20 protein-coding genes are annotated in these 23,884 nt (G+C 73.0%); 4 read left to right on the plus strand and 16 right to left on the minus strand.

From position 1 onward, the window contains the following. Positions 1-94 precede the first annotated feature (94 nt). Genes ABD353_RS05515 through ABD353_RS05530 form a run of 4 tightly spaced genes read right to left on the minus strand, consistent with a single transcriptional unit; the run spans position 95 to position 4,007 of the window. Positions 95-1,321, minus strand: coding sequence for a M20 family metallopeptidase (locus tag ABD353_RS05515; protein WP_344622327.1), 1,227 nt, complete (start codon positions 1,319-1,321; stop codon positions 95-97). Next, positions 1,318-2,082, minus strand: a complete 765-nt coding sequence (locus ABD353_RS05520; RefSeq protein WP_344622328.1) for an amino acid ABC transporter ATP-binding protein — start codon at positions 2,080-2,082, stop codon at positions 1,318-1,320. Before ABD353_RS05520 ends, ABD353_RS05515 begins: the two co-directional genes overlap by 4 nt. Positions 2,083-2,086: 4 nt before the next feature. Next, entirely contained in the window at positions 2,087-3,052 is a 966-nt protein-coding gene (locus ABD353_RS05525) for an amino acid ABC transporter permease (RefSeq protein WP_344622329.1), read from the minus strand. 1 nt (position 3,053) lies between these two features. Continuing rightward, positions 3,054-4,007 (minus strand): ABC transporter substrate-binding protein, encoded by a 954-nt coding sequence (locus ABD353_RS05530; protein ID WP_344622330.1) that lies wholly within the window; start codon positions 4,005-4,007, stop codon positions 3,054-3,056. Positions 4,008-4,362: 355 nt separating this feature from the next. On the opposite strand from ABD353_RS05530, the gene ABD353_RS05535 reads away from it, so the two are divergent. Both ABD353_RS05535 and ABD353_RS05540 read left to right on the plus strand, forming a co-directional pair. Continuing rightward, positions 4,363-5,637 (plus strand): cyanophycinase, encoded by a 1,275-nt coding sequence (locus tag ABD353_RS05535; protein WP_344622331.1) that lies wholly within the window; start codon positions 4,363-4,365, stop codon positions 5,635-5,637. 347 nt (positions 5,638-5,984) lie between these two features. Further along, the gene (locus ABD353_RS05540) at positions 5,985-6,962 is read left to right on the plus strand and encodes an ABC transporter substrate-binding protein (RefSeq protein ID WP_344622332.1); all 978 of its coding nucleotides are present in this window, start codon (positions 5,985-5,987) and stop codon (positions 6,960-6,962) included. Between the two features lie 54 nt (positions 6,963-7,016). Here ABD353_RS05540 and ABD353_RS05545 read toward each other — a convergent pair whose 3' ends face one another. The 6 genes from ABD353_RS05545 to ABD353_RS05570 all read right to left on the minus strand — a co-directional run bounded on the left by ABD353_RS05545 (position 7,017) and on the right by ABD353_RS05570 (position 12,545). Beyond that, positions 7,017-7,757, minus strand: coding sequence for an SDR family NAD(P)-dependent oxidoreductase (locus tag ABD353_RS05545; protein WP_344622333.1), 741 nt, complete (start codon positions 7,755-7,757; stop codon positions 7,017-7,019). A gap of 304 nt (positions 7,758-8,061) precedes the next feature. Beyond that, complete coding sequence (locus ABD353_RS05550; RefSeq protein ID WP_344622334.1) at positions 8,062-8,352, minus strand: DUF3040 domain-containing protein; 291 nt, start codon at positions 8,350-8,352, stop codon at positions 8,062-8,064. 341 nt (positions 8,353-8,693) lie between these two features. Beyond that, positions 8,694-9,338: a carbonic anhydrase gene (locus ABD353_RS05555; protein WP_344622335.1), complete on the minus strand. Its 645-nt coding sequence runs from the start codon at positions 9,336-9,338 to the stop codon at positions 8,694-8,696. A gap of 65 nt (positions 9,339-9,403) precedes the next feature. Continuing rightward, entirely contained in the window at positions 9,404-10,132 is a 729-nt protein-coding gene (locus ABD353_RS05560) for an alpha/beta fold hydrolase (protein WP_344622336.1), read from the minus strand. Between the two features lie 86 nt (positions 10,133-10,218). Beyond that, positions 10,219-10,872 (minus strand): fasciclin domain-containing protein, encoded by a 654-nt coding sequence (locus ABD353_RS05565; protein ID WP_344622337.1) that lies wholly within the window; start codon positions 10,870-10,872, stop codon positions 10,219-10,221. 341 nt (positions 10,873-11,213) lie between these two features. Then, on the minus strand, positions 11,214-12,545 hold the full coding sequence (locus tag ABD353_RS05570; RefSeq protein WP_344622338.1) for a nucleotide disphospho-sugar-binding domain-containing protein: 1,332 nt from the start codon (positions 12,543-12,545) through the stop codon (positions 11,214-11,216). 433 nt (positions 12,546-12,978) lie between these two features. On the opposite strand from ABD353_RS05570, the gene ABD353_RS05575 reads away from it, so the two are divergent. Together ABD353_RS05575 and ABD353_RS05580 are read left to right on the plus strand one after the other, a co-directional pair. Next, the gene (locus tag ABD353_RS05575; protein ID WP_344622339.1) at positions 12,979-14,772 is read left to right on the plus strand and encodes a glycosyltransferase; all 1,794 of its coding nucleotides are present in this window, start codon (positions 12,979-12,981) and stop codon (positions 14,770-14,772) included. Positions 14,773-14,954: 182 nt separating this feature from the next. After that, a complete protein-coding gene (locus tag ABD353_RS05580; protein ID WP_344622340.1) occupies positions 14,955-15,194 on the plus strand; it encodes a hypothetical protein in 240 nt (79 codons plus the stop codon). 337 nt (positions 15,195-15,531) lie between these two features. On the opposite strand, the gene ABD353_RS05585 is transcribed toward ABD353_RS05580, so the two are convergent. The 6 genes from ABD353_RS05585 to ABD353_RS05610 all read right to left on the minus strand — a co-directional run bounded on the left by ABD353_RS05585 (position 15,532) and on the right by ABD353_RS05610 (position 23,759). Further along, positions 15,532-16,206: a CBS domain-containing protein gene (locus tag ABD353_RS05585; RefSeq protein ID WP_344622341.1), complete on the minus strand. Its 675-nt coding sequence runs from the start codon at positions 16,204-16,206 to the stop codon at positions 15,532-15,534. Positions 16,207-16,313: 107 nt separating this feature from the next. Continuing rightward, complete coding sequence (locus ABD353_RS05590; RefSeq protein WP_344622342.1) at positions 16,314-16,760, minus strand: universal stress protein; 447 nt, start codon at positions 16,758-16,760, stop codon at positions 16,314-16,316. A 159-nt stretch (positions 16,761-16,919) separates the two neighbouring features. Next, positions 16,920-17,747 carry a pyruvate formate-lyase-activating protein gene (gene pflA / locus ABD353_RS05595; protein ID WP_344622343.1) on the minus strand — a complete coding sequence of 276 codons (828 nt, stop codon included), beginning with the start codon at positions 17,745-17,747 and terminating at the stop codon, positions 16,920-16,922. 30 nt (positions 17,748-17,777) lie between these two features. After that, entirely contained in the window at positions 17,778-20,045 is a 2,268-nt protein-coding gene (gene pflB / locus ABD353_RS05600; RefSeq protein WP_344622344.1) for a formate C-acetyltransferase, read from the minus strand. 58 nt (positions 20,046-20,103) lie between these two features. Continuing rightward, complete coding sequence (gene adhE, locus ABD353_RS05605) at positions 20,104-22,740, minus strand: bifunctional acetaldehyde-CoA/alcohol dehydrogenase (protein WP_344622345.1); 2,637 nt, start codon at positions 22,738-22,740, stop codon at positions 20,104-20,106. Positions 22,741-22,958: 218 nt separating this feature from the next. Then, positions 22,959-23,759 carry a universal stress protein gene (locus ABD353_RS05610; protein WP_344622346.1) on the minus strand — a complete coding sequence of 267 codons (801 nt, stop codon included), beginning with the start codon at positions 23,757-23,759 and terminating at the stop codon, positions 22,959-22,961. Positions 23,760-23,884 lie beyond the last annotated feature (125 nt).

Here is a 23,884-nt window from a genome sequence, read left to right on the forward strand (position 1 = left end):
GGAGCCGAAGGGGTGGTGCCGACATGACCGGCGGGGTGCCGACATGACCGGGTGCGCACCGCCCGCCGGCGGCACGCACCCGGTGGTCCGGGGGTCAGGTCCTGCGCAGGCGGTCGACGAGGACGGCGAGGAGTGCGATCCGACCGGGCACGCTGGCCACGTCGAGCCACTCCTGGGGGGTGTGGTCGGCGCCGCCGATCGGGCCGAGGCCGTCCAGGGTGGGGATGCCGAGCCCCGAGGTGAGGTTGGCGTCGCCGACGCCTCCGGTGGAGGCCCCGTCGATGTCCAGGCCGAGTTCGGCGGCGGCCTCGCGGGCGAGGGCCAGGACGGCCTGCGCGGCGGGTGTGTTCTCCATCGGCGGGCACAGGTCGACCTGGTGAACCCGGGCGGTGGTGCCGTCGACGACGGTGCGGGCGGCGGCCTCGCGGATCTCGGCGATCGCGGTGTGCAGCCCGGCGGTGGTCGTGGCGCGGACCTCGACCTGCAGTTCGGCCTCGGGGCAGACGATGTTGGTCCGGGTGCCGGCCCGGACCACGCCGACGTTGAGGGTGACACCGGGCCGGCGGCCGTTGAGCGCCTGGAGGTCGACCACGAGGTGGGCCGCGGCCAGCGCCGCGTTGGCGCCGCGCTCGGGTTCGATGCCCGCGTGGGCCGCGCGGCCCGTGACCGTCACGAGGAGGTCGGCGACGCCCTTGCGTTCGACGACCAGGTCGCCGTTCTCCCGGGCGCACTCGAGCGCGAGGGCGTAGTCGGCTCCGGTGGCGACGCGTTCGGTGATCGGGCGGCTGGCGGGCGAGCCGATCTCCTCGTCCGGGGTGGCGAGGACGACGAGTTCGGCGAACGCGGTCCGCCCGTGCCGGACCAGGAGGTCGGCGGCGGTGATGCCGGCGAGCAGTCCTCCCTTGTCGTCGCTGACGCCGGGGCCGTGGGCCAGGCCGCCGTCGGTGCGAAAGGGGCGCGCGGCGGCCGTGCCGTCCTCGAAGACGGTGTCCATGTGGCCGACGAGCACGATCCGGGCCCCGCCGTCGGCAGCGGGCAGGGTTCCGGCGAGCCGACCGACCAGCACGTCACCACACGGGCGGCCGTCGGGCAGGCGGGTGGGGATGCGCTCGGTCGCGAAGCCGATGCGGTCCAGCCGCTGCTCGACCCAGTCCGCGACCCGGTTCACGCCCTCGGGGCTGTAGGAGCCGGAGTCCAGGGCGACCAGTTCGGCGAGTTCGGCGAGATAGGGCGGCAGCGCCGCCTCGGCGGCGGCCAGGAGGACGGCGGCGCCGACCGGGGAACGGTCCGTGGTCGGCGCCTGGCCTGCGGGGGCGCTCACAGGACCTTGGACAGGAACGCCTTGGTGCGTTCCTGCTCCGGGTCCACCAGGACGGTCCGGGGATCGCCGGCCTCGACCACGACGCCGTCGTCCATGAACACCGCGGTGTCGCCGACCTCGCGGGCGAAGCCGATCTCGTGCGTGACCACGACCATCGTCATGCCGTCCGCGGCGAGGTCCCGCATGACGTCCAGGACGTCGCCGACGAGCTCCGGGTCGAGCGCGGAGGTCGGCTCGTCGAACAGCATCAGCTTCGGCTTCATCGCCAGTGCGCGGGCGATCGCGACGCGCTGCTGCTGGCCGCCGGACAGCTGGGAGGGGTAGTGGTCGGCGCGGTCGCCGAGGCCGACCCGGTCCAGCAGGCGCCGGGCCTCGGAGCGGGCGTCGGTCCTGTTGACGCCGTTCACCCGGACGGGAGCCTCGATGACGTTCTCGAGGGCGGTCATGTGCGGGAAGAGGTTGAAGCGCTGGAAGACCATGCCGATCTCGCGGCGGCGGTCGGCGACCTCGGACTCGCGGAGCTCGTGGAGGCGGTTGCCGGCCTGGCGGTAGCCGACCAGGTCGCCGTCGACGGTCAGGCGTCCGCCGTCGACCTTCTCCAGGTGGTTGATGCAGCGCAGGAACGTCGACTTGCCGGAGCCGGAGGGCCCGAGCAGGCAGCACACCTGACCGCGTTCGACGGTGAGGTCGATGCCCTTGAGGACGTCGAGCTTCCCGTAGTGCTTGCGCACGCCCTCGGCGTGCACCATGGGCTGGGCCATCGGTTCAGCCCTTCCGGTCGCGGTTGGCGGTGAGGAGGCCGGTGACGCCGACGAACATCCGGCGCAGCGGAGAGACCTGGGCCATGCGGGTGGTGCCGCGGCCGTAGCGGCGCTCCAACCATGCCTGGGGGACGGACAGGACGGTGGTCAGCGCGAGGTACCAGAGCGCCGCGACGACGAGCATCGGGATGACCTGGTAGTTCTGGGCGTAGACGTCCTGGATGTTCGACATCAGGTCGTGGGCGGCGATCACCGAGACGTAGGCGGTGGTCTTGAGCATGTTGATGGTCTCGTTGCCCATCGGGGGGATGATGACGCGCATGGCCTGCGGCAGGACGATGCGGCGCATCGTCAGGGCGGGCTTCATGCCGAGGGAGTGCGCGGCCTCGGTCTGGCCCGGGTCGACGGACTGGATGCCGGCGCGGACGATCTCGGAGGCGTAGGCGGCCTCGTTGAGGCCGAGTGCGAGCAGGGCGGCGATCGACGGGGTGAGCAGGCTGTTGGTGTCGAACTGCACGAAGGTGACCGTCGTGAACGGGATGCCGATCATCACGTGCTTGTACAGGGCGGCGGCGTAGGCCCAGAAGATGATCTGCACGAGGAGTGGGGTGCCGCGGAAGAGCCAGACGAACAGTGAGGAGAGTCCGTACAGCACGGGGCTGGCGGACAGGCGCATGACGGCGACGAGGGTGCCGAGAACCAGGCCGACCGCCATGGCTGCGGCGGTGAGCCACAGGGTGGTGACGAGGCCCTCGAAGATGAGGTCGGCGAAGAGGTAGTGGCCGACGACGTCCCAGTGCAGGTTGGGGTTCTTGGCGAGGGAGCCGACGAGCCCGACGAGCGAGAGCAGGGCGGTGGCGGCGGCTATCCAGCGGCCCCAGTGGCGTACGGGGACGGCGGTGAGTTCGTCGGCGCGTACGGGGGCGCCGTCGGTCCGGGTCATGGGGGCGGAGGTGTGGGAGGCGGTCATGTCAGTCCACCGCGCCGTTCCTGGTGGCCTGCTGGACGGCGATCGAGGCGGCACCGTACGGGGCGTAGATCTTGGCGAGGGAGCCGTCGTCGATCAGCTGCTGGAGCGCCTTCCGGACGGCGTCGGTGAGCTGCGGCAGGTTCTTGGCGATGGCGATGCCGTTGGGTGAGGCGTTGTAGCCGCCGAGCTCGGCGGGGTCGTCGACGACCTCGAAGGCGGCGCCTCCGTCGGCGGTCTTCGCCGCCCAGCCGGCGGCGGGCTTGGTGAGGACGTCGGCGACGACCTTGCCGGAGCGCAGGGCGAGCTGGGCGTCGGAGTCCTTGGGGAAGGTCTGGAGGTGGATCGCGCTCCGGCCGAGCCCGCGACACCTGTCCTGGTGCTTCTCGAGGAGCTTCTGCTGGTTGGTGCCGGTCTGGGCGGCGACGGAGCGGCCGCACAGGTCGTCGAGGGTGACGATCCTCTGGGGGTTGCCCTTGGCGACCATGATGCCGGTGCCGGAGGCGGAGTAGTCGACGAAGTCGACGACCTGCTCGCGTTCCTTGTTGTCGGTGATGGCGGAGATCGCGGCGTCGTACCTGCCGGCCTGGACGGCGGGGACGATGCCGTCGAACTTCTGCGCCTGGAACTCGAACGTGACACCGAGCTTCGCGCCGAGGGCCCGGCCGAGGTCGAGGTCGAGGCCGGTCATCTCCTTGCTGCCCTCGGAGACGTACATCTCGAACGGGGGGTAGGGGATGTCGGTGGCGACGCGGACCTTGCCGGACTTCTTGATCGCCTCCGGCAGGGAGGCGTGGAGGGCGGCGTCGGGGGTGACGGTGACGCCCGCGATCGTGACCGGGACGGCCGCGGCGGCGGACGGTTCGCCGCCTCCGCCGGCGCAGGCGGACAGGGAGAGGGATCCGCACAGGGCGATGGCCGCCAGCAGGGCCGGTCTGCGGAAGACGAGGGAATTCACGTCGCTACCTTTCGGGAACCTTGGCGGCGCCCGTCGAGCCGCGCCGCGAGCCCTGACGTTACATCCAATGCTCTTCCATTGACAGATGTAACGCAGGATACGAATACGTAACGGCCGACCGCCCTCCGGACGCTGCATCGTTTCCGCATCGCACAGCCAGGATTCTCACCCGGGCAGTCGTTACATCTATCGGCAAGCCGACAGGATCTGTATCTTCCGTTCCCAAGCGCCGATTCGGCGCCGCCGCTCCCCCGTCGGCGGCCTTCCCCTGCCCATGGCCCCGTGCCCGGGCAGGACCCCCACACCTCCCGGCCCCGCCCCACGTATCCGGGTCCGACCTCCCCCAGGAGCACGCATGCCCGCGTCCGCACGTCCCGCCGCCCGCACCGCCTCCCTGGCCGGCGCCGCCGCACTCGCCCTGGCGCTCCTCGCCCCCGCCCAGGCGGCGCACGCCGCCCCGATCGCCGGCAGCCTGGTGCTCGCCGGCGGCGCGGTCGCACCGACCAACTCCGCGGTCTACGGCACGTTCCTCACCAAGGCCGGCGGGAGCGGCGCGCGGATCGGCGTCATCACCGCCGCCTCCGACGTCCCCGCCAACGACCCCCACGCGAGCGACCCCGGCACCTGCAGCAACTCGGTCTGCAACGGGGCCTACTACGTCGACCTGCTGAAGAACACCTACGGCGCCGGGGACGCCCAGTGGATCCCCATCGACCTGGACCACATCGCCAACAACTCCAGCCCGACCGTCATCAACCAGATCAACTCGATGACCGGCTTCTTCTTCGGCGGAGGCGACCAGAGCCGACTGGTCACCACCCTGCTCAAGAGCGACAACAGCGACTCCCCCGCGCTGGCCGCGATCCGCGCCAGGTTCGCCGCGGGCGCCGCCGTCATGGGCACCAGCGCCGGCACCACCATCGCCAACGGCCGCGACATGGTCACCGGCGGAGAGAGCTGGGACGGTCTGCGCTACGGCTCCTACACCACCGTCAGCAGCAGCCACCCGGACGACCTCACCTACCGGCCCGAGGGCGGCTTCGACTTCTTCACCTCCGGCCTGCTCGACACCCACTTCGCCGCCCGCGGTCGCGAGGGCCGGATCACCCGCCTGGCGGCCGACACCGCCCACACCCGCGCCTTCGGCATCGACGAGGACACCGCGCTCGTCGTCACCCGCCCCGGCTCGGCCGACGAGACGGACGCCGTGGTCGGCACCAACGGCGTGTCCGTCTTCGACCTCCGTACGGCCACCGTCGGCACCCACAGCGGCTACCGGTCGATCGACAACGTCAAATGGAGCTACCTGACCAGCGGAGACACCTACACCCCCGCCACCTGGACGGCCACGTCGAACAAGCCCTCCTACGCGCCGAGCACCGGAACCGTCGGCACCCGATGGAGCGACGTCTTCTCCTCCCCGAACTCCCCCACCGACCACTCCTACCAGATGGTCAAGATGGCCAAGGAGCTCGTCAACGCCGGGCGCAGCACCTACCAGTACGGGATCAGCTACGAGAGCGGGCCGACCTTCGAGGCCGACCTCACCAAGGGCACGGGCTACCAGGCATGGAAGAGCGGCACCGCCGTGTCGTTCGCCAACCTCAACACCCGCCTGTACGTCTACTGAGATTCCCGCGGTCCGACCGCGGAACCGGGCCGGTGCGCCGTGCGGCGCGCCGGCCGTGCGGCCGTTCGCCGCTTCGAGGGACTCCCACACGGTTGGCGATGACCTCGTCGGCGTTCATGGCCGTAGCGTGCGCTACAGGCAGAGCACGTATTGATTCATCGGTAACGACTGCCGCAGCAGGCCCACCGGCCCGAGCCGGGCCGAAGCCGCCCGCGCTCACCGGGAGGGCACCGTTGCGCGAAAGTAATTCCCGATACATTCACGCGCCACTACGCATGGATGTAACGTCTGATTCGCGCCGATGATGGCGCACCTCCCCTTCCTTCTCCTTCGACCGAGGGCGCCCCATGACCCCCTTCCGCCTCCCCCTGCCCCGCCGCGCGGCGGTCGCCGTCGCGCTGGCCGCCTCCACCCTGTCGCTCAGCGCCTGTTCGGGCTCCGCCGGCACGTCTTCCGACGCCGCTCCGGCGGCCGCCGGATCGTCAGCCCCGTTGGTCGTCAAAGGCGTTCCGATCCCGGTGGACGCGAAGCTCACCGCCAAGCTCCCCGAGGCCGTCCGCAAGGCCGGCAAGGTGCGGGTCGCGACCGACGTGCCCTACCCGCCGTTCGAGATGTACGTCTCCGAGGGCAGCAAGGAGATCACCGGCATCGACTACGACCTCGGCCAGGCCATCGGCGCCCGGCTGGGCGTGAGGTTCGAGTTCACCGGGCAGAAGTTCGACGGCCTGCTGCCGGCCGTCCAGGCCGGCAAGTTCGACGCCGTGATGTCGGCGATGACCGACAAGAAGGAGCGTCAGCAGGCGGTCGACTTCGTCGACTACGTCAACGCGGGTCCGGGATGGCTGGTGCGCAAGGGCAACCCGGACGGCATCAAGGTCGTCACGGACGTCTGCGGCAGGAGCGTGTCCGTCCAGACCGGCACCAACCACCAGAAGATCCTCGAACAGCGACAGGAGCTGTGCAAGCAGCAGGGCAAGCCGCCCATCACCGTCCTGGCGTTCCCGAAGGACTCCGAGGCCCAGCTCGCGCTGCGCTCGGGCAAGGTCTCCGCCGACTTCCTCGACGAGGTCACCGCCGCCTTCGTCGCCGGGACGGCGGACAACGGCACGGCCTTCGACACCGTCGCCGGCAAGGAGGCCGTCGGTCCGACCAGCGCCTCGCCCATCGGCATCGGCATCTCCAAGTCGGCCCCCGGCCTCAAGGAGGCCGTCCAGGCCGCCCTCCAGTCCCTGATGGACGACGGCTCCTACGAGAAGATCCTCGAGGCCTACCACGTCCCGAACATCGCCATCCCGCGGGCGACGATCAACGGCGCCCTCGACTGATCCGCCGCAGCACCGCCGGCTGCCGCCGGGCGGGGCGGGGATACCACCCACGGACTACCGGGGCGTTGCGGTGCGGGTCGGCCGCGGCTCCTGCATCAGGAGCCGCGCCCGGCCGGTGGCGGGGTCGGGTACGAGGAGAGCGGCGCCCGAGACGAGACCGTCGAGGACGGCCGTCGTCCACGGCCCGGTCCTCGCACCGCGCGGCAGCCGGGGAGCGGTCCCGGTGACCGCCCGGTCCGCCAGACCCGTGTCGAGGTGCGGCAGGCGGGCGTCGAGCACCGTGATCCCGTTGCGCCGCTGCTCGACGCGGACGGTGGAGAGCCAACCGCAGAGCGCAGCCTTCGAGGCGCCGTAGGCCGCGGTGTCCGGCGTCGGGCGGTCGACCACGACCCCGGACAGGGCCCCGATCGCACCCTCCCGGCCGATCACGTGGACGGCTCCGCCGAGAACGGACATGGGTGCGAGGGCGTTCACCGCCATGAGGTGCTCCTCGACCGGTGCCGGCATGTCCTCGGCCCGGCCGAACGCGACGACGCCGAAGGCCACCAGGACGGCGTCCAGACCGCCGAGCAGGTCCGCCGCAGCCGGGGCGAGTTCCCGGCAGGCGTCCAGGTCGTAGGCCTCGAAGACCAGACCCGGCGGGCCGCCGAGTCGTCGGGCGACCTCGGCGAGCCGTTGCAGGTCGCGCCCGGCCGGCACCACCCTCGCGCCGCCCTCCACCGCTGCGAGGGCGATCCCGCCCCCGAGGACGCCGGTGGCACCGGCCACCAGCAATCGGAGCCCGTCGAGCCTCACGAGAACCTCCACCGTCCCTGGTCGGCAAGGACCTGACGACCGGTCGCACCACCTCCGAAGGCCCCGTTTCCGTCGGGCACGGACGGCACGTCGGGCCGGTCCCGGTCCCGGGTCGGCACCCCCGCCGGGCCACGGCCTCGTCGCCACTCCGGGGGCCGACGGGCCTTGGACGTGTCTTCAAAGGCGTACGGATGCCACATAGGTGCCCCCACGCGCCCCTCAATCGACCACCCGAGCGTCCTTTGAAAACAGCTCCTTGCGCAGCCGGCGGACATGACGCCTGACGACTCAGCCGCGAGGCGGTTCAGCCGCGGGCCAGGCGGGAGAGCCTACGGAAGCTGACGGCCAGCCCGACCGCCGCCGCCCCGGCCGGGACTGCGGCCGCGGTGAGGCCCGAAGCCGCACAGAGCGCGAGACCCGCAGTGGTGAGTGTCAGGACGGTGACGGTCAGCGCCAGGACCCTCGGGCGCCGTACCAGGCGGCGGACCGAGGGCTGCCGGCCGAGCAGTCTGTCGAGAGCCGGATCGGTGTGACGCAGGTGGCGTTCGATCCGGTCGAGGTCGCGCAGCTCGCGCTCCGTCAGTCGCGGGGTCACGGCGATGCACCTCCCTGGGCGGGCTACGACGAGCGTCATCTCTCCTCCGCGTCGCCTCCGCTCGCAGCGATTGCGCACCGGTCCTCCACGGCTTGCCCGACATCGGCAGGCCGCTCAGGAACCGGGCCGCGCACTCCGTCCTGCGGCGCGCTGCGGCGACCGCCGACCGGTCGACGCCGCAGGACGGACGAGGCAGAACGGCTCCGGAGGACCGAGCCCCGGGTGCCGGAACCGGCGGAGCAGGCCGTCACCCCTGGCGGAGCGGCCCCGGCGCACGGCGGGTCCCGGGATCAGCGACCCCCGCAGGCTGTCCCGGCGGTGCGCGGGGACGCCGGGGTGCCCTACTGCCGGGCGGCGACGAGCGTGGCGGTGTCCAGGCCGCGAGCGGTGACGACGCGGGCCGTGCCGTCGGCGAGCCGGTAGGACAGGCCGACCACGGCGACAGTGCCTGCCTCCACGGCGTCGGCGAGGGTACGGGAGCGTTCGACGAGCAGGTCGACGGTGTGGTGTATGTGGGTGTCGATGAAGTCGCCGTCCTCGGTGCGGCCGGCAGCCCGGGCGGCCAGGACGCTCGGGGTGACCCGCTCGATCACGTCGCGCACGTAGCCGGTGGCCGTGGTGCCGTCCTGGACGGCGGCACGGGTGGCGGCCACCGCCCCGCAGGAGTCGTGCCCGAGCACCACGACCAGCGGGCTGCCCAGCACGCTGACGCCGTACTCGATGCTGCCGAGCACCTCCGGGCCCATCACGTGGCCGGCGGTACGGACGACGAACAGGTCACCCAGCCCCCGGTCGAAGATGATCTCTGCCGCGAGACGGGAGTCGGAGCAGCCGAACAGCACCGCGAAAGGGCTCTGGGCGGGTGCCGTGGCGGCGCGTCGTGCGGCGTCCTGGTTCGGGTGCTCGGGGGAACCGGCGGTGAAACGCCTGTTGCCCGCGAGCAGCGTCTCAAGGGCGGCGCGGACGGTCATTCGGTCACCGGTCATGGCGGCAGCGTACGGCGTGCGGCCGTGACCTGTCCCTCCGGGGCGGGGGTGGGCACGGGTGCGCCCTACTCCGGATGGTGCGAGTTCTGCAGGTACGGCGGCCGGGAGGAGGCGTCCGGGCCGACCGGGGTCGCGGAGGCCAGGACGAGCGGCGCGCCGGTGAGGACGGCCGCGACCGCGTCGACCGTGAGCCGGTGCCAGCCTCTGGCATCGCGCAGCATGGCGTGGCCGCCGCGCGGCATGGCCACCGTTCCCACGCGTGCGCGGGCGGCGGCGGCCCGGCGGGCCAGGGCCCAGGACTGCTCGGCCGAGGTCACCCGGTCGTGGTCGTCGTGGAGGATCACCAGGCTCCTTCCGGCCAGGTGGGCGACGGGCTCGCCCGGCGGGCACCAGGGTGCCAGCGCGACCACCCCTCGGACACCGGGGCAGTCGGCGACGGCGATCGCCGCCCGGCCGCCCATCGAGTGCCCCACCAGGGCGATCGGAAGACCCGGCGCGAGGGCGGCCAGGCCGGCCAGGGCGCGGCGCGCGTCCTGGACCGGATGGGCCGCCGGGCCGTTCCAGCCCCGGTGGCGGTAGCGGACCCGGGCGATCAGCACGACGTCACCCGGCAGCCCACGGCGCAAGGCCCCGGCGAAGAGGTCCATGCGGCGCGCGGGCAGGTTGAGGCGGGTCGGGGCGGCGAGGGCGTCGGCGCGGCCCCCGTGCAGCAGGACCACCACGGCTCGCGGGTCGGCGGGGACGTGCAGGAGGTCGAGCGCGCCGGTCGTCGGCTCGGCGGGGGGCCTGGTCATGGGCTCTTCTCCTGTTCGGGCCGACGGGGCGGGGGCGCAGCCCCGGGCGGGAGCACCCGGGGGCCGGGGCTGCGCGTCCGGGGCGGTCAGGACGTGGGCATGAGCACGGTGTCGACGATGTAGACGGTGGCGTTCGCGGTCTGCACGTTGCCGCACAGCACCTTCGCGTTGCCGTTGGCGGTGAAGTCCTCTCCGGAACCGGTGGCGTTCACGGTGCCTCCTTCGAGGCTCTTGTGGTCGCCGGGCAGCGCGTCCGGGGCGAGCCTCTCGGGCACGACGTGGTAGGTGAGGACCTTCGTCAGCTTGTCCTTGTCGGCCAGGAGCGCCTCCAGGTCCGCCTTCGGAACCTTGGCGAAGGCGTCGTTGGTGGGTGCGAAGACGGTGATGTTCTGGGCCGAGTTGAGGGTGTCGGCCAGGCCCGCCTTGGTGACGGCCGTGACCAGGGTGGACAGCAGCGGGTTGTGGGAGGCGGCGGTGGCCACCGGGTCCTGGGCCATGCCCGCGAAGGAGCCCGCGCCGTCCTTCGGGACCGCCGCGCAGGCGGCGCCGAAGGGCTGTGAGGCCATGGTGGTGCTCGGGGCGGAGGAGGGCGTCACCGACGGCGCCGCCGCCGAAGGGGTGCCGGCGGATGCGGCGTTGCTGCTGGAACTCCCGCTGCTGCCACAGGCGCTGAGTCCGAGCGCGAGGGCGCCGGCGGCAAGGAGGACGGCGAAGGACCTGCTGCGGGATACGGTGGACACGGAGGTGCTCCTCATGAAGGGGGATGGGCCGGACGCAGCACCGCTGCCGGCCGGACGGGAGTGCGTGCGGTGTGCGGCACCGCGGGCACGGCCGGCCTTCGCCGGTGCCCGGTGGATGCCGCGGTCACCTGTCACACGAGCCCTTCGGCACCGGTGCGGCCGGGGATTGGTGGAACCTCGGAACTCACCCGGGCGAGTGATGTGACGACGCTCGGCGCCCGGCCGGTCGTTCGGGAGCACGCCGGGATCCGCGCCGTGCGGCCGACGGCAGCGGGCCCGCCGCGGGCCGGCCGTGGTTCACCGGCCGGCCGTGGTGACCCGGTGCCCGGACGGGCCCCGGATCAGCGCATGAGCCGGAGCAGGTGCTCGGCAGCCCAGTCGGGTCCGCGGCGGAGGACTGCCGCGCGTACGGCTTCGTTGGCGCTCCGGTCACCGGTGAGGAGGTGTTCGACGGCGCGGCCCGCGGTGTCCGCGGTCAGGGCGTTCGGGTCGAGGCTCAGGCCGAGGCCGGCGCGTTCGAGGTCGTGGGCGATGGCGAACTGGTCGCTGGAGAACGGGAGGGCGAGGGCGGGCACGCCTGCGGCAAGGCATTCGGTGAACGAGTTGTTGCCGGCGTGGTGGACCATGGCGGACGCACGCGTCAGCAGGGCCTGCTGCGGGATCCGGTCCGCGACGTGGAACCGGTCGGCCGCTGCACCGGCCGCGGCCAGTGCCGAGGAGACCTCGTCCACCCTGTCGCCCGCCGCGACGACCAGGGCGGCGGAGGTGCGCCGCAGCACCCCGTCCGCGACGGTTGCCAGAACGTCGTGACGGGCCGACAGGAAGGTGCCGAGGGCCAGGAGGACGAGCGGTCGGCCGCCGGCGGTGAGGCGGTCTGCGACGCCGGTCCACGGCGCGGCCAGGGGCGGTGGCGGCTGGGTGCAGTGTCCGCACCGCAGGGCGGCGGCCCCGGTCGAGGGAGCCGGCAGCCAGGGGAGTTCGGGGTAGTTGTAGACGACGGTGCGCGGGGAGCTGAGGGCGAAGGCACGGTCGGGCCGGGGCCGGTGCGGGGCATGGCGGTCGACGACCCGGTGGAAGGCGGCGGTGAAGGCGCGGTCGTTGTCCGCGGCGGCGCGGGTCAGCCTCTCCAGGGCTTCGGCGGTGGGACGGACGGTGTCCGGCCACGCGTAGGGCACGCCGAAGTAGGCGTCCGGCCCGGCCGGGATGTAGGTGGGGTGGCCGGGACAGAACGTGGCGTACGGCAGACCGAGGCAGTGCAGGGCCAGCGTCGCCGGGTAGGCGAGTTGGTCGACGAGGTACCAGTCGGGCTGCAGTCGCCGGTGCAGGGCGCGGACGTCCGCGAGCACGCGGTCGGGTTCGGCGAGGAGGTCGGCCCTGCGGTGGGTGGCCTGGGTGAGCAGGGTCTCTGCGGCTCCCCGGGACGTCGCGGCCAGGAACTCGCGGAGCCGTGCCGCCTCGGCCGGGTCCTGGCGGGTCCGTTCGGCGACACCGTGGTTGGCGTTGCGGGTCACGGCGAGTTCGGTGAAGCCGATGCCGGCCCGGGCGGCGAGCGGGGCGAACGCGCTGGTGGACGCCAGGTCGACGCGGGCGCCCGCGGCCCCCAGTGCGGCGCCCAGCGCTGCCAGCGGTGCCGCGTGCGAGGCGAACGGCGGGCTGATGACGACGACATGCATGACGTGTCCCTCCTCGGTCACCGCCGGGTGCCTCCGATGATGCCAGGCCGCGGGCCGCAGCCGCGGTGGCGGGACACGGCCAATCCGATGCGCGGAGCGCGCCGAACCGGCCCCTGGCTTGCCCCCATCCACGAGAGGCAGGGGTGTATGCGGAACCGAACGGATTCTCTGCGGTCCTCCGGCACCGACGTGCAGGTGCCGGGCCGGGACGACGAACTGCGGGCGTGGCGTCACCACTTCTGGGCGGGTGGGCCGCCGCCCGGCGCCGCCCGGGATCTGCTGGGCGCGCTGGCTGCGGCCGAGTACGGCCGGGCGGCCCGGTCGGCCCCCGATCCGACGGGCCTTCCGGCTGCCGACCTGGCGGCGGCGGGCGCGGGGGGGGGGGGGGGGGGGGCCCGGGGGGAGGTCGGCGAGGCGGCCCGGCGGGGCGGCCGTGCCGCTCCCCCCGGCCGCGGCCCGCCACGGCACGGACGTGCGGACGGCCCTCTCCGAGGCATGGGCGGCGCACCCGCCGACGGACGCGCGGGCGGCGACGCGGGAGTTGCGGACCCGTCTGCTCGCACGGCCGCCGTACGAGGAGGCGGCCTTCCTCCTCGACCTGGCGGACACGCACGGGCTGCAGCCCCTGCGGGCCGGCGAGGTCGCACGGTGGACCGCCGGTGACCGGCGGGTTCGGCATGCCGCGCTGCGCTACCTGTCGGGTGTTCCGCACGGCGGTGCCCTCCTCGACGCCGTCCCGCCCCGTGGCGGCGACGTCTACGAGAACCTGCTGTGGGCGGCGGCCTGGCACCGGCAGGACCCTTCGGCACCGCAGGCCGCCGCGTTCCGCGACGCGGTCCGCCGGCTACCGGCCACTCCCCCGGGCGGCCCTGTGGTGGCACAGTCGATGCTGCTCGGCAGTCTGGGCGAGCCGGGCGTGGGGATGAGCGGCGGGATGAGCGTGCTGCTCTCGGCGCTGGGCGACGCGCTCACCGCCACCGGCCGCATCTCGCGGGTTCTGACCCTGGTCACCGCCGGCCGGACCGCGCTGCGCGACCGGGCCTCCGGTCTGGTGTCGCCCCTGGGCCCCGAACACTGGCAGGTCGGGATCCCGGTGGACGGCGACGGTTCGCCCGACCCGGCGGCCATGGCGGAGCACCGGCCCGCGGTCTCGTGGTGGGCGGCGTGCCTGCTCGCGCTGCCGGGCGCGCGACCACGGATCGTCCACGTACGGTTCGCGGACGACGGGTCGCTGGCGGTGGCCGACGCGGCCCGCCGCTGCGGCGCCCGTCCGGCGTTCACCGTGACCCCCGATCCGCACCGCACGATGGCAGAGCGCCACGCCGGCCTTCCCCTGCACGCGGAGACCGAGACGGCCCGGGCGCTCCGCGCCGACCTCCACCGCGTCTTCGTCGCGGACCGGCTGGTCGCCCGGGCCGGTCTTCTCGTCACCATCCCCTCGCGGCCCGGCACCGGTGACCTCGACACGCACTTCCCGCAGCTGTCCCCCGCCACGGAGTCCCGCCGTGTCGAAGTCCCGGAAGGGATCCCGCCTTTCGTTCCCCGGCCCGGCGACGCCGGGCTCGCGGATGCGATGACCACCCGGCTGTTCTCCGGCGGCGGGCGGCCGGACGGACTCGACCCGGAGGACCGGGGTCTTCGGCTGATGCTGTGCGTGGGGCGCCTGCACCCCGTCAAACAGCAGGACCGGCTCGTCGAGGCGTGGCTGGACACCGGCCTGTACCGGTCGACGACGCTCCTGCTCGTCGGCGGATCACCGGGCCGTGCCACGGCCGTGGAGGCCGGTGTGCGCGACGCCATCGCCAAGCTCCTCGCCGGGCAGCCGCTCGGCCGGCGGCGGATCGCGCTGTGGCCCGCACTCCCCAACCGGCAGGTGCGCATCCTGGAACGGGCGCTCGCGGAGGGGCGGGCCGGCTCGGCCGTGTACGTGTGCCCGAGTGCCAAGGAGGAGTTCGGTCTGGCGGTACTGGAGGCCATGGACGCCGGGCTCGCCGCGGCGGGGCCGGAACGCGGCGGGGTGCCGCACTACATCAGGGACGGGGTCAACGGCTTCCTGCTGGACACCGGCTCGGGTACGGCCCTGGGGGCCGGGCTGCTGTCGGTGTGCGCCACGCCGCAGACGGAGCTGGACGCCCTGGCCGCGCGCGCCATGCGGACCGTTCGCCGTAGCTACTCCGTCGAGGCCATGGCGGAGTCTCTGGCCCGGGCCTACACGGCGGTTCCCTGACGCCCGGCAGCATGTGCCACCGCCGCGGCCCGACGCGCCAGGACGTCGGGCCGACACGTCCGGGGTGCGGACCCGCCGGGCACGAAGGCTCCGCCACGACTCGGTGCAGGACCGCTGCGAGTACGGCCCCACGGGGGAACCTCCGATGGTGGGAGGCGAGAACGTCGCGAAAGGAGCAGATCATGTCTGTCGTTCGGAAACTTCACGAGGCCGGCCTGACCAGTGAGCACGCCTACACGGCCGCGTTCGCGTCGATCGGTCTGTCACTGCTCAGCTGGGGCATCTCGATGAAGGCGGAACAGGCCGGAGTCGAACGGGCCGACCGCTGGGGCATCTTCGTCGGCGAGTGGGCACCGACGTTCTTCGCCCTCGGCCTGGCCCTGGCGAACTACGAGAAGGTCTCGACCGATGACGTCGGGTAGACCCACCACCCGGGGAGCGCCCCGCCTCACGGGCGGCCGTCCGAAACGATGTGACCGCCGGCCCCGTCGGGTGCCGTGCATCCGACGATGACCGGCGGTCTCGGACCGGTGCACCACCCGCCTCTCGGCGGAGACGGCACGGCACGCGGCCCGGCGGGTTCGCCTCTCGCTCCCGCGCGGGCCGTGTGTCGGTAGGGGCGCGGCGGCGTACTCACCACACGCCCGGGGTCGACCTGCCGGGGCGGGCGATCACGGCAACCGAGTCGACGACCGGTCGGATGCCGGGGCCGCGAGCCGTTCGCCGACGGACGGTCGTCACCTCTCCGTGCCGGGCAGGTCAGCGGGTCGGGCCCAGGACGCCGGTCTCCGCCCGCCGGTGATCGAGGAGACTGTTCACGCCGACGACGCCGTCCACGCCGCGGCACAGCCGCTCCACCACCGGCACCTGGCCGCGGTGGTCGACGGTGCCGGTCAGGGTGACGAGGCCGTCGCGCACCCGGACGTCCAGGGTGTCGGGGTCGATGTCCAGCGTGCGGCGCAGGACGTCGCACCGGATCTCCTCGCGGATCGCCCGGTCGTGGCGGAGGAAGACGCGCAGCAGGTCACTGCGGCTGACGATGCCCACGAGCCGTCCTGCCTCGTCGACGACCGCGAGCCGCTTGAGTGCCTTGCTCTGCATCAGCCGGGCGGCCTCGACCACCGTCCACTCGGGCCGGGCGCACACCGCCGGCGCGGTCATCAGGCCCTCGGCGGTGGTGGCCCGGCTGCGGGCGTGCTCACGGGGCTCCAGCCGCGGGATGAGCATCAGTCCTGCGGGGTCCTCCCGGGCGGCTTCGTTGAGCAGCAGGTCGGCCTCCGAGACCACACCGATCGGCCGGTCCTCGTCGTCGAGCACGGGCACGGAGGTGATGTCGTGCTCGGCCAGCAGCCGGACGATCTCCTTGAAGCCGGTGTCGGGCCGTACGTGGACGACGGCGGAGGTCATCAGCTCTCCCACCAGGCGGTGTCGCATGGGGCTCTGTTCCTTTCTGGTCCGGGCGGCCCGGGCGGCCGCCGCATCGTTCCGGTCGTTCGTTCCGGTCGTTCGTTCCGGCCGTTCGGTCCGGCCGTTCGGTCCGGTCAGTTCTTCGGGTGGCGCATCACGACCACGGGGCACGGCGCGTGCTGCACGCAGTGCTGGCTGACCGAGCCCAGCAGCGCGCCGGTGAACCCGCCGAGACCGCGGCTTCCGACCACGAGGAGCTCGGCGCCCCGGGCCGCGTCGAGCAGGCACTGCACGGCGCCGCCCTGCGCCACGACGGCCCGGACCTCGACCGATTCGACCGCGCCGGCCGCCGCGGCGATGCTCTCGTCGAGCGTCTTGCGGGCCATCCCCGCGAGGTCCTGATCGACCGTCACGGGGACGGTCCAGCCGGTGGGCGCCGGGTACTCCCACGCGGTCAGCGCCTCGACCACGGCCCCCTGCGCACGGGCCTGCCCGACGGCCCACCGCAGGGCGTCGACCGAGGCCGGTGACCCGTCGACGCCGACCACGATCCGCCGGTCCGCTCCGGTCTGCACACTCATCGCCGTGTCTCCCTCTCGTGTCCGACCGACTTCTCCTCAACCATCGCTTCTCCGAGCGCCGTTCGTGAGGGCCGTGCGGGCCCGCCCTGCCGGGACCTTCAGCCCGTACCGGACGTTGCGCCTCGGACTCGTGACCGGTCACGACGCGGCGGCGGGGCGTCAGACGGCGTGCAGGCCGTGGGCGGCGAACACCGCGCGGGCGGCGGCGGTCTGCCCGGCGGTGGGCACGGGCGTGTCGGCGAGCGTGAACTCCAGGCCGAGTGCGCGCCACTTCTCCGCGCCGAGCCGGTGGAAGGGCAGCACGTCGACCCGCGAGACGTTGCCCAGCGAGGCGGTGAAGGCGGCCACGCCCTCGACGTTCTCCGGGCGGTCGGTCAGCCCGGGGACGAGGACGAAGCGCACCCACACCTCCTTGCCGAGGTCGGCCAGCCGGCGGGCGAAGGTCAGCGTCGGCCCCAACTCGCGGGCGGTCAGCCGGCGGTAGAGCGAGCGGTCCCACGACTTGATGTCCAGCAGGACGAGGTCGGTGTCGGAGAGCAGCGCGTCGGTGGCCCGGGAGCCGAGGTAGCCGGAGGTGTCCAGTGCGGTGTGCAGGCCGAGTTCGTGCTTGAAGCGGTGCAGGAGTTCCCCGGTGAAGACCGACTGCAGCAGCGGCTCGCCGCCGCTGACGGTGGCGCCGCCGCCGGAGGCGGCGATGAAGTCGCCGTACTTGGCGGCCTCCCCGACGACCTCGTCCGCGAGGACGCGCCGCCCGTCCCGCATGTACCGGGTGTCGGGGTTGTGGCAGTACTGGCAGCGCAGCGGGCATCCGGCGAGGAAGGCCACGAAGCGGGTGCCGGGCCCGTCGACGCCGGTGGACAGGTCCCAGGAGTGGAACATCCCGCCCGGCTCGCGGCGGGTGACGGCGGCGGCGGGTGTGGCGGCGGCGGGTGTGGCGGCGGACCCGGGTCGGCCCGGCGTCCTCACGGGAACGGGGGTTTCGGACATGGCAGGCTCCCAGGGTGCGGCGGGCCGCTGCTACAGCGAGCCGTGGAAGGTGCGGTTGACCACGTCGAGCTGCTGTTCGCGGGTGAGCCGGACGAAGTTGACCGCGTAACCGCTGACCCGGATGGTCAGCTGCGGGTACTTCTCCGGGTGGGCCATCGCGTCCAGCAGGGTGTCGCGGTCGAGGACGTTGACGTTCATGTGGAAGCCGCCGCAGGCGGTGTAGCCGTCCAGCACGCCGACGAGGTTGCGCACCCGCTCCTGCTCGGTGCGGCCGAGCGCGTCGGGGGTGACGGTGCTGGTCAGCGAGATGCCGTCCTCGGCCTGCGCGTACGGCAGTTTGGCCACCGACAGGGCGCTGGCGACGTATCCGTGGCGGTCCCGGCCGTTCATCGGGTTGGCGCCCGGCGAGAAGGGCTCGCCGGCCCGGCGGCCGTCCGGGGTGGCCCCGGTCTTCTTGCCATACACCACGTTGGAGGTGATGGTCAGCACCGACTGGGTGTGCTCCGCCTTCCGGTACGTCGGGTGCTTGCGCACCTTGCGCATGAACTCCTCGACCAGCCACACGGCGATGGAGTCCGCCCGGTCGTCGTTGTTGCCGTACGCGGGGTAGTCGCCCTCGACGACGTAGTCCACCGCGAGCCCGGTCCCGTCGCGGACCGGCCGCACCGTCGCGTACTTGACGGCGGAGAGCGAGTCCGCGGCCACCGCGAGGCCGGCGATGCCGCAGGCCATGGTGCGCCGCACCGCCCGGTCGTGCAGGGCCATCTCCAGGCGCTCGTAGGCGTACTTGTCGTGCATGTAGTGGATGACGTCGAGCGCGTGCACGTACGTCTCGGCGAGCCACTCCAGCTGCTCGTCGAACCGGGCGAGCACCTCCTCGTAGTCGAGAACCTCGGAGGTGACGGCGCCCGTCCGCGGGCCGACCTGCGCCCCCGACACCTCGTCCCGGCCGCCGTTGATCGCGTAGAGGAGGGTCTTGGCGAGGTTCACCCGGGCGCCGAAGAACTGCATCTGCCTGCCGACCGCCATCGCCGAGACGCAGCAGGCGATCGCGGTGTCGTCGCCGAAGCGGGGCCGCATCAGCTCGTCCGACTCGTACTGCACGCTGGAGGTGTCGATCGACACCTTGGCGCAGAACTCCTTGAAGCCCTGCGGCAGTTCGGGCGACCAGAGGACGGTCATGTTCGGCTCCGGCGCCGGGCCCAGGTTGTAGAGGGTCTGCAGGTACCGGAAGGAGGTGCGGGTGACCAGCGGCCGGCCGTCCTCGCCGATGCCGCCGATCGACTCGGTGACCCACGTCGGGTCGCCGGAGAACAGCTCGTCGTACTCGGGGGTGCGCAGGAAGCGGACGATCCGCAGCTTGACGACGAAGTCGTCGACGAGCTCCTGGGCCTGCTCCTCGGTGAGCAGCCCGGCCGCGAGGTCGCGCTCCAGGTAGACGTCGAGGAAGGTGGCGGTGCGGCCGAGCGACATCGCGGCGCCGTTCTGCTCCTTCACGGCCGCGAGGTAGGCGAAGTACAGCCACTGGACGGCCTCGCGGGCGGTGGTGGCCGGGCCGGAGACGTCATGTCCGTAGGACGCCGCCATCCGCTTGAGCTCGCCCAGTGCCCTGATCTGCTCGGCGAGTTCCTCGCGTTCGCGGATCGTCTCCTCCAGCGCGCCGGGGTCGCGGGGGGCGGCGTCGAGTCCGGCCTTCTCGGCCCGCTTGGCCTCGGTCAGCCGGTCCACGCCGTACAGCGCGACCCGGCGGTAGTCGCCGATGATCCGGCCGCGGCCGTAGGCGTCCGGCAGGCCGGTGATGACACCGGCCTTGCGGGCGGCCAGGATCTCGGGGGTGTAGGCGTCGAAGACGCCGTCGTTGTGGGTCTTGCGGTAGGCGGTGAAGACCTTCTCCAGCTCCGGCGACACCGGGTAGCCGTAGGTGCGCAGGGCGCCCGCCACCATCCGCCAGCCGCCGTTCGGCATGATCGCCCGCTTCAGCGGGGCGTCGGTCTGCAGGCCGACGATCAACTCCCGCTCCTGGTCGATGTATCCGGGTGCGTGCGCGGTGATGCCGGACGGGACGTCGTACGCGACGTCGTACACGCCCTTGGCGCGCTCCTCGGGGAAGCGGTCGGTGATCCGCTTCCACACCGCCAGGGTCCGCTCGGTCGGGCCGGCCAGGAAGGCCGCATCGCCCTCGTAGGGGGTGTAGTTGTGCTGGATGAAGTCGCGGACGTCGATCGCGTCTCGCCACAGGCCGCCCCGGAAGCCGTCCCAGGCTCCGCGGGTGGCCGTCTCCGTCTGCCGGACCGTCATGGTCGCTGCTCCCGTCGTGTTGTCGTCGGAACGGTCGTGCTGCTCGGGCCGTCGGCGCTCAGCCCCGGGTGCCGTAGTAGGCCTGGGTCATCAGCTGCTGCATGTCGGCGAGCATCGGCAGCCGCGGGTTGGCCGGGGCGCACTGGTCCTCGTAGGCGTTCATCGCCTGCCGGGGCAGCGCAGCCAGGAACGCCGCCTCGTCCACGCCGGCCTCCTTGAAGGACCGCGGGATGCCGACCCTGTCGCGCAGTTCCTCGACCGCGGCGGCGAGCGACTCCACGCCCTGCTCCGGCGTGGCGGCGGGCAGGCCGAGCGCCTCGGCGACGGCCCGGTACCGCTCCGGCGCCGCGTAGCTGCGGTACTTGGGCCAGCTGGTGACCTTGCCGGGCGCGGCGCCGTTGTACCGGATCACGTGCGGCAGCAGCAGGGCGTTGGTCCGCCCGTGCGCGATGTGGAAGGTGGCGCCCAGGGTGTGCGCCATGGCGTGCACCACGCCGAGGAAGGCGGAGCCGAAGGCCATGCCGGCGATGGTGCCGGCGTTGTGCATCTTCTCGCGAGCCACCGTGTCGCTCGGCCCGTCGGACACCGCCCGCTCCAGGTGCTCGAAGATCAGCCGGATGCCCTGCAACGCCAGGCCGTCGGTGAAGTCGTTGGCGTAGACCGACACATAGGTCTCGATGCAGTGGGTGAGGGCGTCGAAGCCGGAGTCCGCGGTGACGTCCTTGGGCAGCCGGGTGGTGAGCGCCGGGTCGACGATCGCGACGCTCGGGGTGAGCGCGTAGTCCGCCAGCGGGTACTTCTGGCCGGTGGCGGTGTCGGTGATCACCGCGAACGGGGTGACCTCGGAGCCGGTGCCCGAGGTGGTGGGGATGCACACCAGCTTCGCCTTCTCCCCCAGGTCGGGGAAGGTGAAGGCGCGCTTGCGGATGTCGAAGAACTTCTCCTTCAGGTCGGCGAACTCGACCTCCGGGTGCTCGTACATCAGCCACATCACCTTGGCGGCGTCCATCGGCGACCCGCCGCCGAGCGCGACGATCGTGTCGGGCCGGAAGTCCCGCATGAGCTCGGCGCCCCTGCGGACGGTGTCGATGCTGGGGTTGGGCTCGACGAAGTCGACCACCCGCACCTCGACGGGCTCGCTGCGGCGGTCGAGGACGCCCCTGATCCGCTCCAGGTGGCCGATCTCGACCATCGTCCGGTCCGTGACGACGACGATCCGGCGGGCGTTCGGCATGCTCGCCAGGTACGTGATCGAGTTGCGCTCGAAGTAGATCTTCGGCGGGACCTTGAACCACTGCATGTTGGTGTTCCGCCGGCCGATCCGCTTGATGTTGAGGAGGTTGAGCGCCGACACGTTGCCCGACACCGAGTTGTGCCCGTAGCTGCCGCAGCCGAGCGTCAGCGAGGGGGTGAAGGCGTTGTAGACGTCGCCGATGCCGCCCTGCGAGCTGGGCGCGTTCCAGATGATCCGGCAGGCCTTCACCGCGTGCCCGAACTCCTCGACGAACGCTGCGTCCTCGGTGTGCACCGCCGCCGTGTGCCCGAGCCCGTTGAACTCCACCATGGCGGCCGAGAGTTCGACGCCCTCACGGCGCGATCCCGCGGTCAGCACCGCCAGCACGGGGCACAGCTTCTCCCGGGTCAGCGGCTCGAACGGCCCCACCCGCTCGACGTCCACCAGGATCACCGAGGTGTCCGCCGGCACCTCGAACCCCGCCGCCTCGGCGATCTGCGCCGCCGAGCGGCCCACCACCCCGGGGTTCAGCCGCTCCCCGGCGCAGGAGGTGCCGTCCGCGGAGCCGAACAGGTGGCGCTCCAGCAGGGCCTTCTCCTCGGCACTCGCGTGGTGCGCCTTCAGCGTGCGGAACTCGGCGAGTGCGGCGTCGCGGATCTCCGCGTCGAGGACGACCGCCTGCTCCGAGGCGCAGATCATCCCGTTGTCGAAGGTCTTGGACAGCACGATGTCGTTGACCGCCCGCTTCAGGTCGGCGCTCTTCTCCACGTACGCGGGGACGTTGCCCGCGCCGACGCCGAGGGCCGGCTTGCCGCACGAGTAGGCGGCGCGCACCATCGCGTTGCCGCCGGTGGCCAGGATCGTGGCGACGTCCGGATGGTTCATCAGCGCCTGGGTGGCCGCCATCGACGGCTCCTCGATCCACTGGATGCAGTGCTCGGGCGCCCCGGCCGCCACCGCGGCGTCGCGCACGATCCGCGCCGCCTCGGCGGAGCAGCGCTGCGCGGCCGGGTGGAAGGCGAACACGATCGGATTGCGGGTCTTCAGGGCCAGCAGGCTCTTGAAGATCGTGGTCGAGGTGGGGTTGGTCACCGGGGTCACGCCCGCAACGACGCCGACCGGTTCGGCGATCTCCACGATGCCGTCGATGTCGTCGCGGCGCACCACCCCGACCGTCCTCGTCCGGGCCATCACATGGGTGACGTTCTCGCAGGCGAAGACGTTCTTCACCGCCTTGTCCTCGAACAGCCCGCGCCCGGTCTCCTCCACCGCCAGCACCGCGAGTCCGGTGTGCTCGGCCAGGGCGGCCAGGGACGCCTTCTTGACGATGTGGTCGATCTGCTCCTGGGTGAAGTCCGCGTACTCCCGAAGGGCCGTCAGGGCTTCGGCCACGAGCGTGTCGACGGCTTGCTCGGCATCGCCCGGAGCGGGCGGCTGCACGGTGTGCGGGCGGCGGGTCATGGCGGGACCACCTTTCAGTGGGATCGTCCGGGGATCGTCCGGAGAGCGGCGGCCGGCGGGGTCGTGCCCGGCTCTCGACGAGAAGCTTCCTGCGCGCGGCACGGGCCGGGGATGCGCCGATGGGGACCGGGTCTTCGGGCCGAAGGTCCCTTCTCGGCAGCCGGCCGCAGGGCCGTTGGTCCGCCGGTCCGCCCGGGTGGGAGTCCGCGCGCTCGCGCTCACGACCCGGGCACGACCGCCACGGGGCAGGCGGCGTGGTGCAGAACGGCATGGACGACCGGGCCGAGCGGGATCACGGAGCCGACGGGCCGGCGCCCCAGCACCATCAACCGCGCCTTGGCGGACACGTCCACCAGCACCCCGGCCGGCCCCCCGCTGTCGACGTCCTCCAGCACCTCGACGTCGGGGTTGAGTGCCTTCCACGGCTCCAGGGCCGCGGCCAGCAGCCGGGCCTCACCTCCGGAGCCGGCCGGGCGTGCGGCCCCGGCGTGGACGGCCCGCAGCGGCAGGCCGTACCGGTGGGCGGCCGCGAAGGCGAAGCCGAGGGCGGCGTCCGCGGGGCGCCGCGCGTCCACCCCGACCACCACGAACTCGCGGGGATGCGACCCGGCGGCCTCCACCGGCAGCACCACCGTGGGGCAGCCCGTCCGGGCGACGACCTGCAGCGCGGTCGAGCCGACCCGCAGGTCCGGGAAGCCGCCGCTCCCCCTCGCCCCGAGCACCAGGAGGTCCGCGTCCTCGCCCGCCGCGAGGAGCGCCGGGGCGGCGGTGTCGTGGGCCTGCTCGGTGCGCAGCCGCAGCCCCGGGTGACGTACCGCCAGGACGTGGGCCACCTCGTGCAGCAGGTCGCCCGTCGGTCGGACGGCCACGGCCCCGGCGGGGAGCAGATGGGGCATCAGCGGGAGGGCGTGCAGGACGCGCAGCGACCGGTCGCGCAGCAACGCCTCACGGGCGGCCCAGTCGGCGGCCGCCGTCCCGGCCTCGGATCCGTCGACGCCGACGGTGACGGGAAGGTCCACGGTGAATCGTCTCCTCTCGCCCCCCTCCGTTCCGGGCCGAGCCCGGGGGCGGCCCCGTCGAGCGGGCGACCCGCACCCATCATCACCCGGTGCAACCGCTCGATCACAGGGCCCACCGGCCCGGA

Origin of the sequence: Kitasatospora arboriphila (genome assembly GCF_039528095.1) — a bacterium.
GTDB lineage: Bacteria > Actinomycetota > Actinomycetes > Streptomycetales > Streptomycetaceae > Kitasatospora > Kitasatospora arboriphila.

What these genes read in the sequence shown, in the direction of transcription:
- ABD353_RS05520 (WP_344622328.1), bottom strand. Translation starts at nt 2,082, where the DNA reads ATGGCCCAGCCCATGGTGCACGCCGAGGGCGTGCGCAAGCACTACGGG.
- ABD353_RS05525 (WP_344622329.1), bottom strand. Translation starts at nt 3,052, where the DNA reads ATGACCGCCTCCCACACCTCCGCCCCCATGACCCGGACCGACGGCGCC.
- ABD353_RS05535 (WP_344622331.1), top strand. Translation starts at nt 4,363, where the DNA reads ATGCCCGCGTCCGCACGTCCCGCCGCCCGCACCGCCTCCCTGGCCGGC.
- ABD353_RS05540 (WP_344622332.1), top strand. Translation starts at nt 5,985, where the DNA reads ATGACCCCCTTCCGCCTCCCCCTGCCCCGCCGCGCGGCGGTCGCCGTC.
- ABD353_RS05555 (WP_344622335.1), bottom strand. Translation starts at nt 9,338, where the DNA reads ATGACCGGTGACCGAATGACCGTCCGCGCCGCCCTTGAGACGCTGCTC.
- ABD353_RS05560 (WP_344622336.1), bottom strand. Translation starts at nt 10,132, where the DNA reads ATGACCAGGCCCCCCGCCGAGCCGACGACCGGCGCGCTCGACCTCCTG.
- ABD353_RS05570 (WP_344622338.1), bottom strand. Translation starts at nt 12,545, where the DNA reads ATGCATGTCGTCGTCATCAGCCCGCCGTTCGCCTCGCACGCGGCACCG.
- ABD353_RS05580 (WP_344622340.1), top strand. Translation starts at nt 14,955, where the DNA reads ATGTCTGTCGTTCGGAAACTTCACGAGGCCGGCCTGACCAGTGAGCAC.
- ABD353_RS05585 (WP_344622341.1), bottom strand. Translation starts at nt 16,206, where the DNA reads ATGCGACACCGCCTGGTGGGAGAGCTGATGACCTCCGCCGTCGTCCAC.
- ABD353_RS05590 (WP_344622342.1), bottom strand. Translation starts at nt 16,760, where the DNA reads ATGAGTGTGCAGACCGGAGCGGACCGGCGGATCGTGGTCGGCGTCGAC.
- pflA (WP_344622343.1), bottom strand. Translation starts at nt 17,747, where the DNA reads ATGTCCGAAACCCCCGTTCCCGTGAGGACGCCGGGCCGACCCGGGTCC.
- pflB (WP_344622344.1), bottom strand. Translation starts at nt 20,045, where the DNA reads ATGACGGTCCGGCAGACGGAGACGGCCACCCGCGGAGCCTGGGACGGC.
- adhE (WP_344622345.1), bottom strand. Translation starts at nt 22,740, where the DNA reads ATGACCCGCCGCCCGCACACCGTGCAGCCGCCCGCTCCGGGCGATGCC.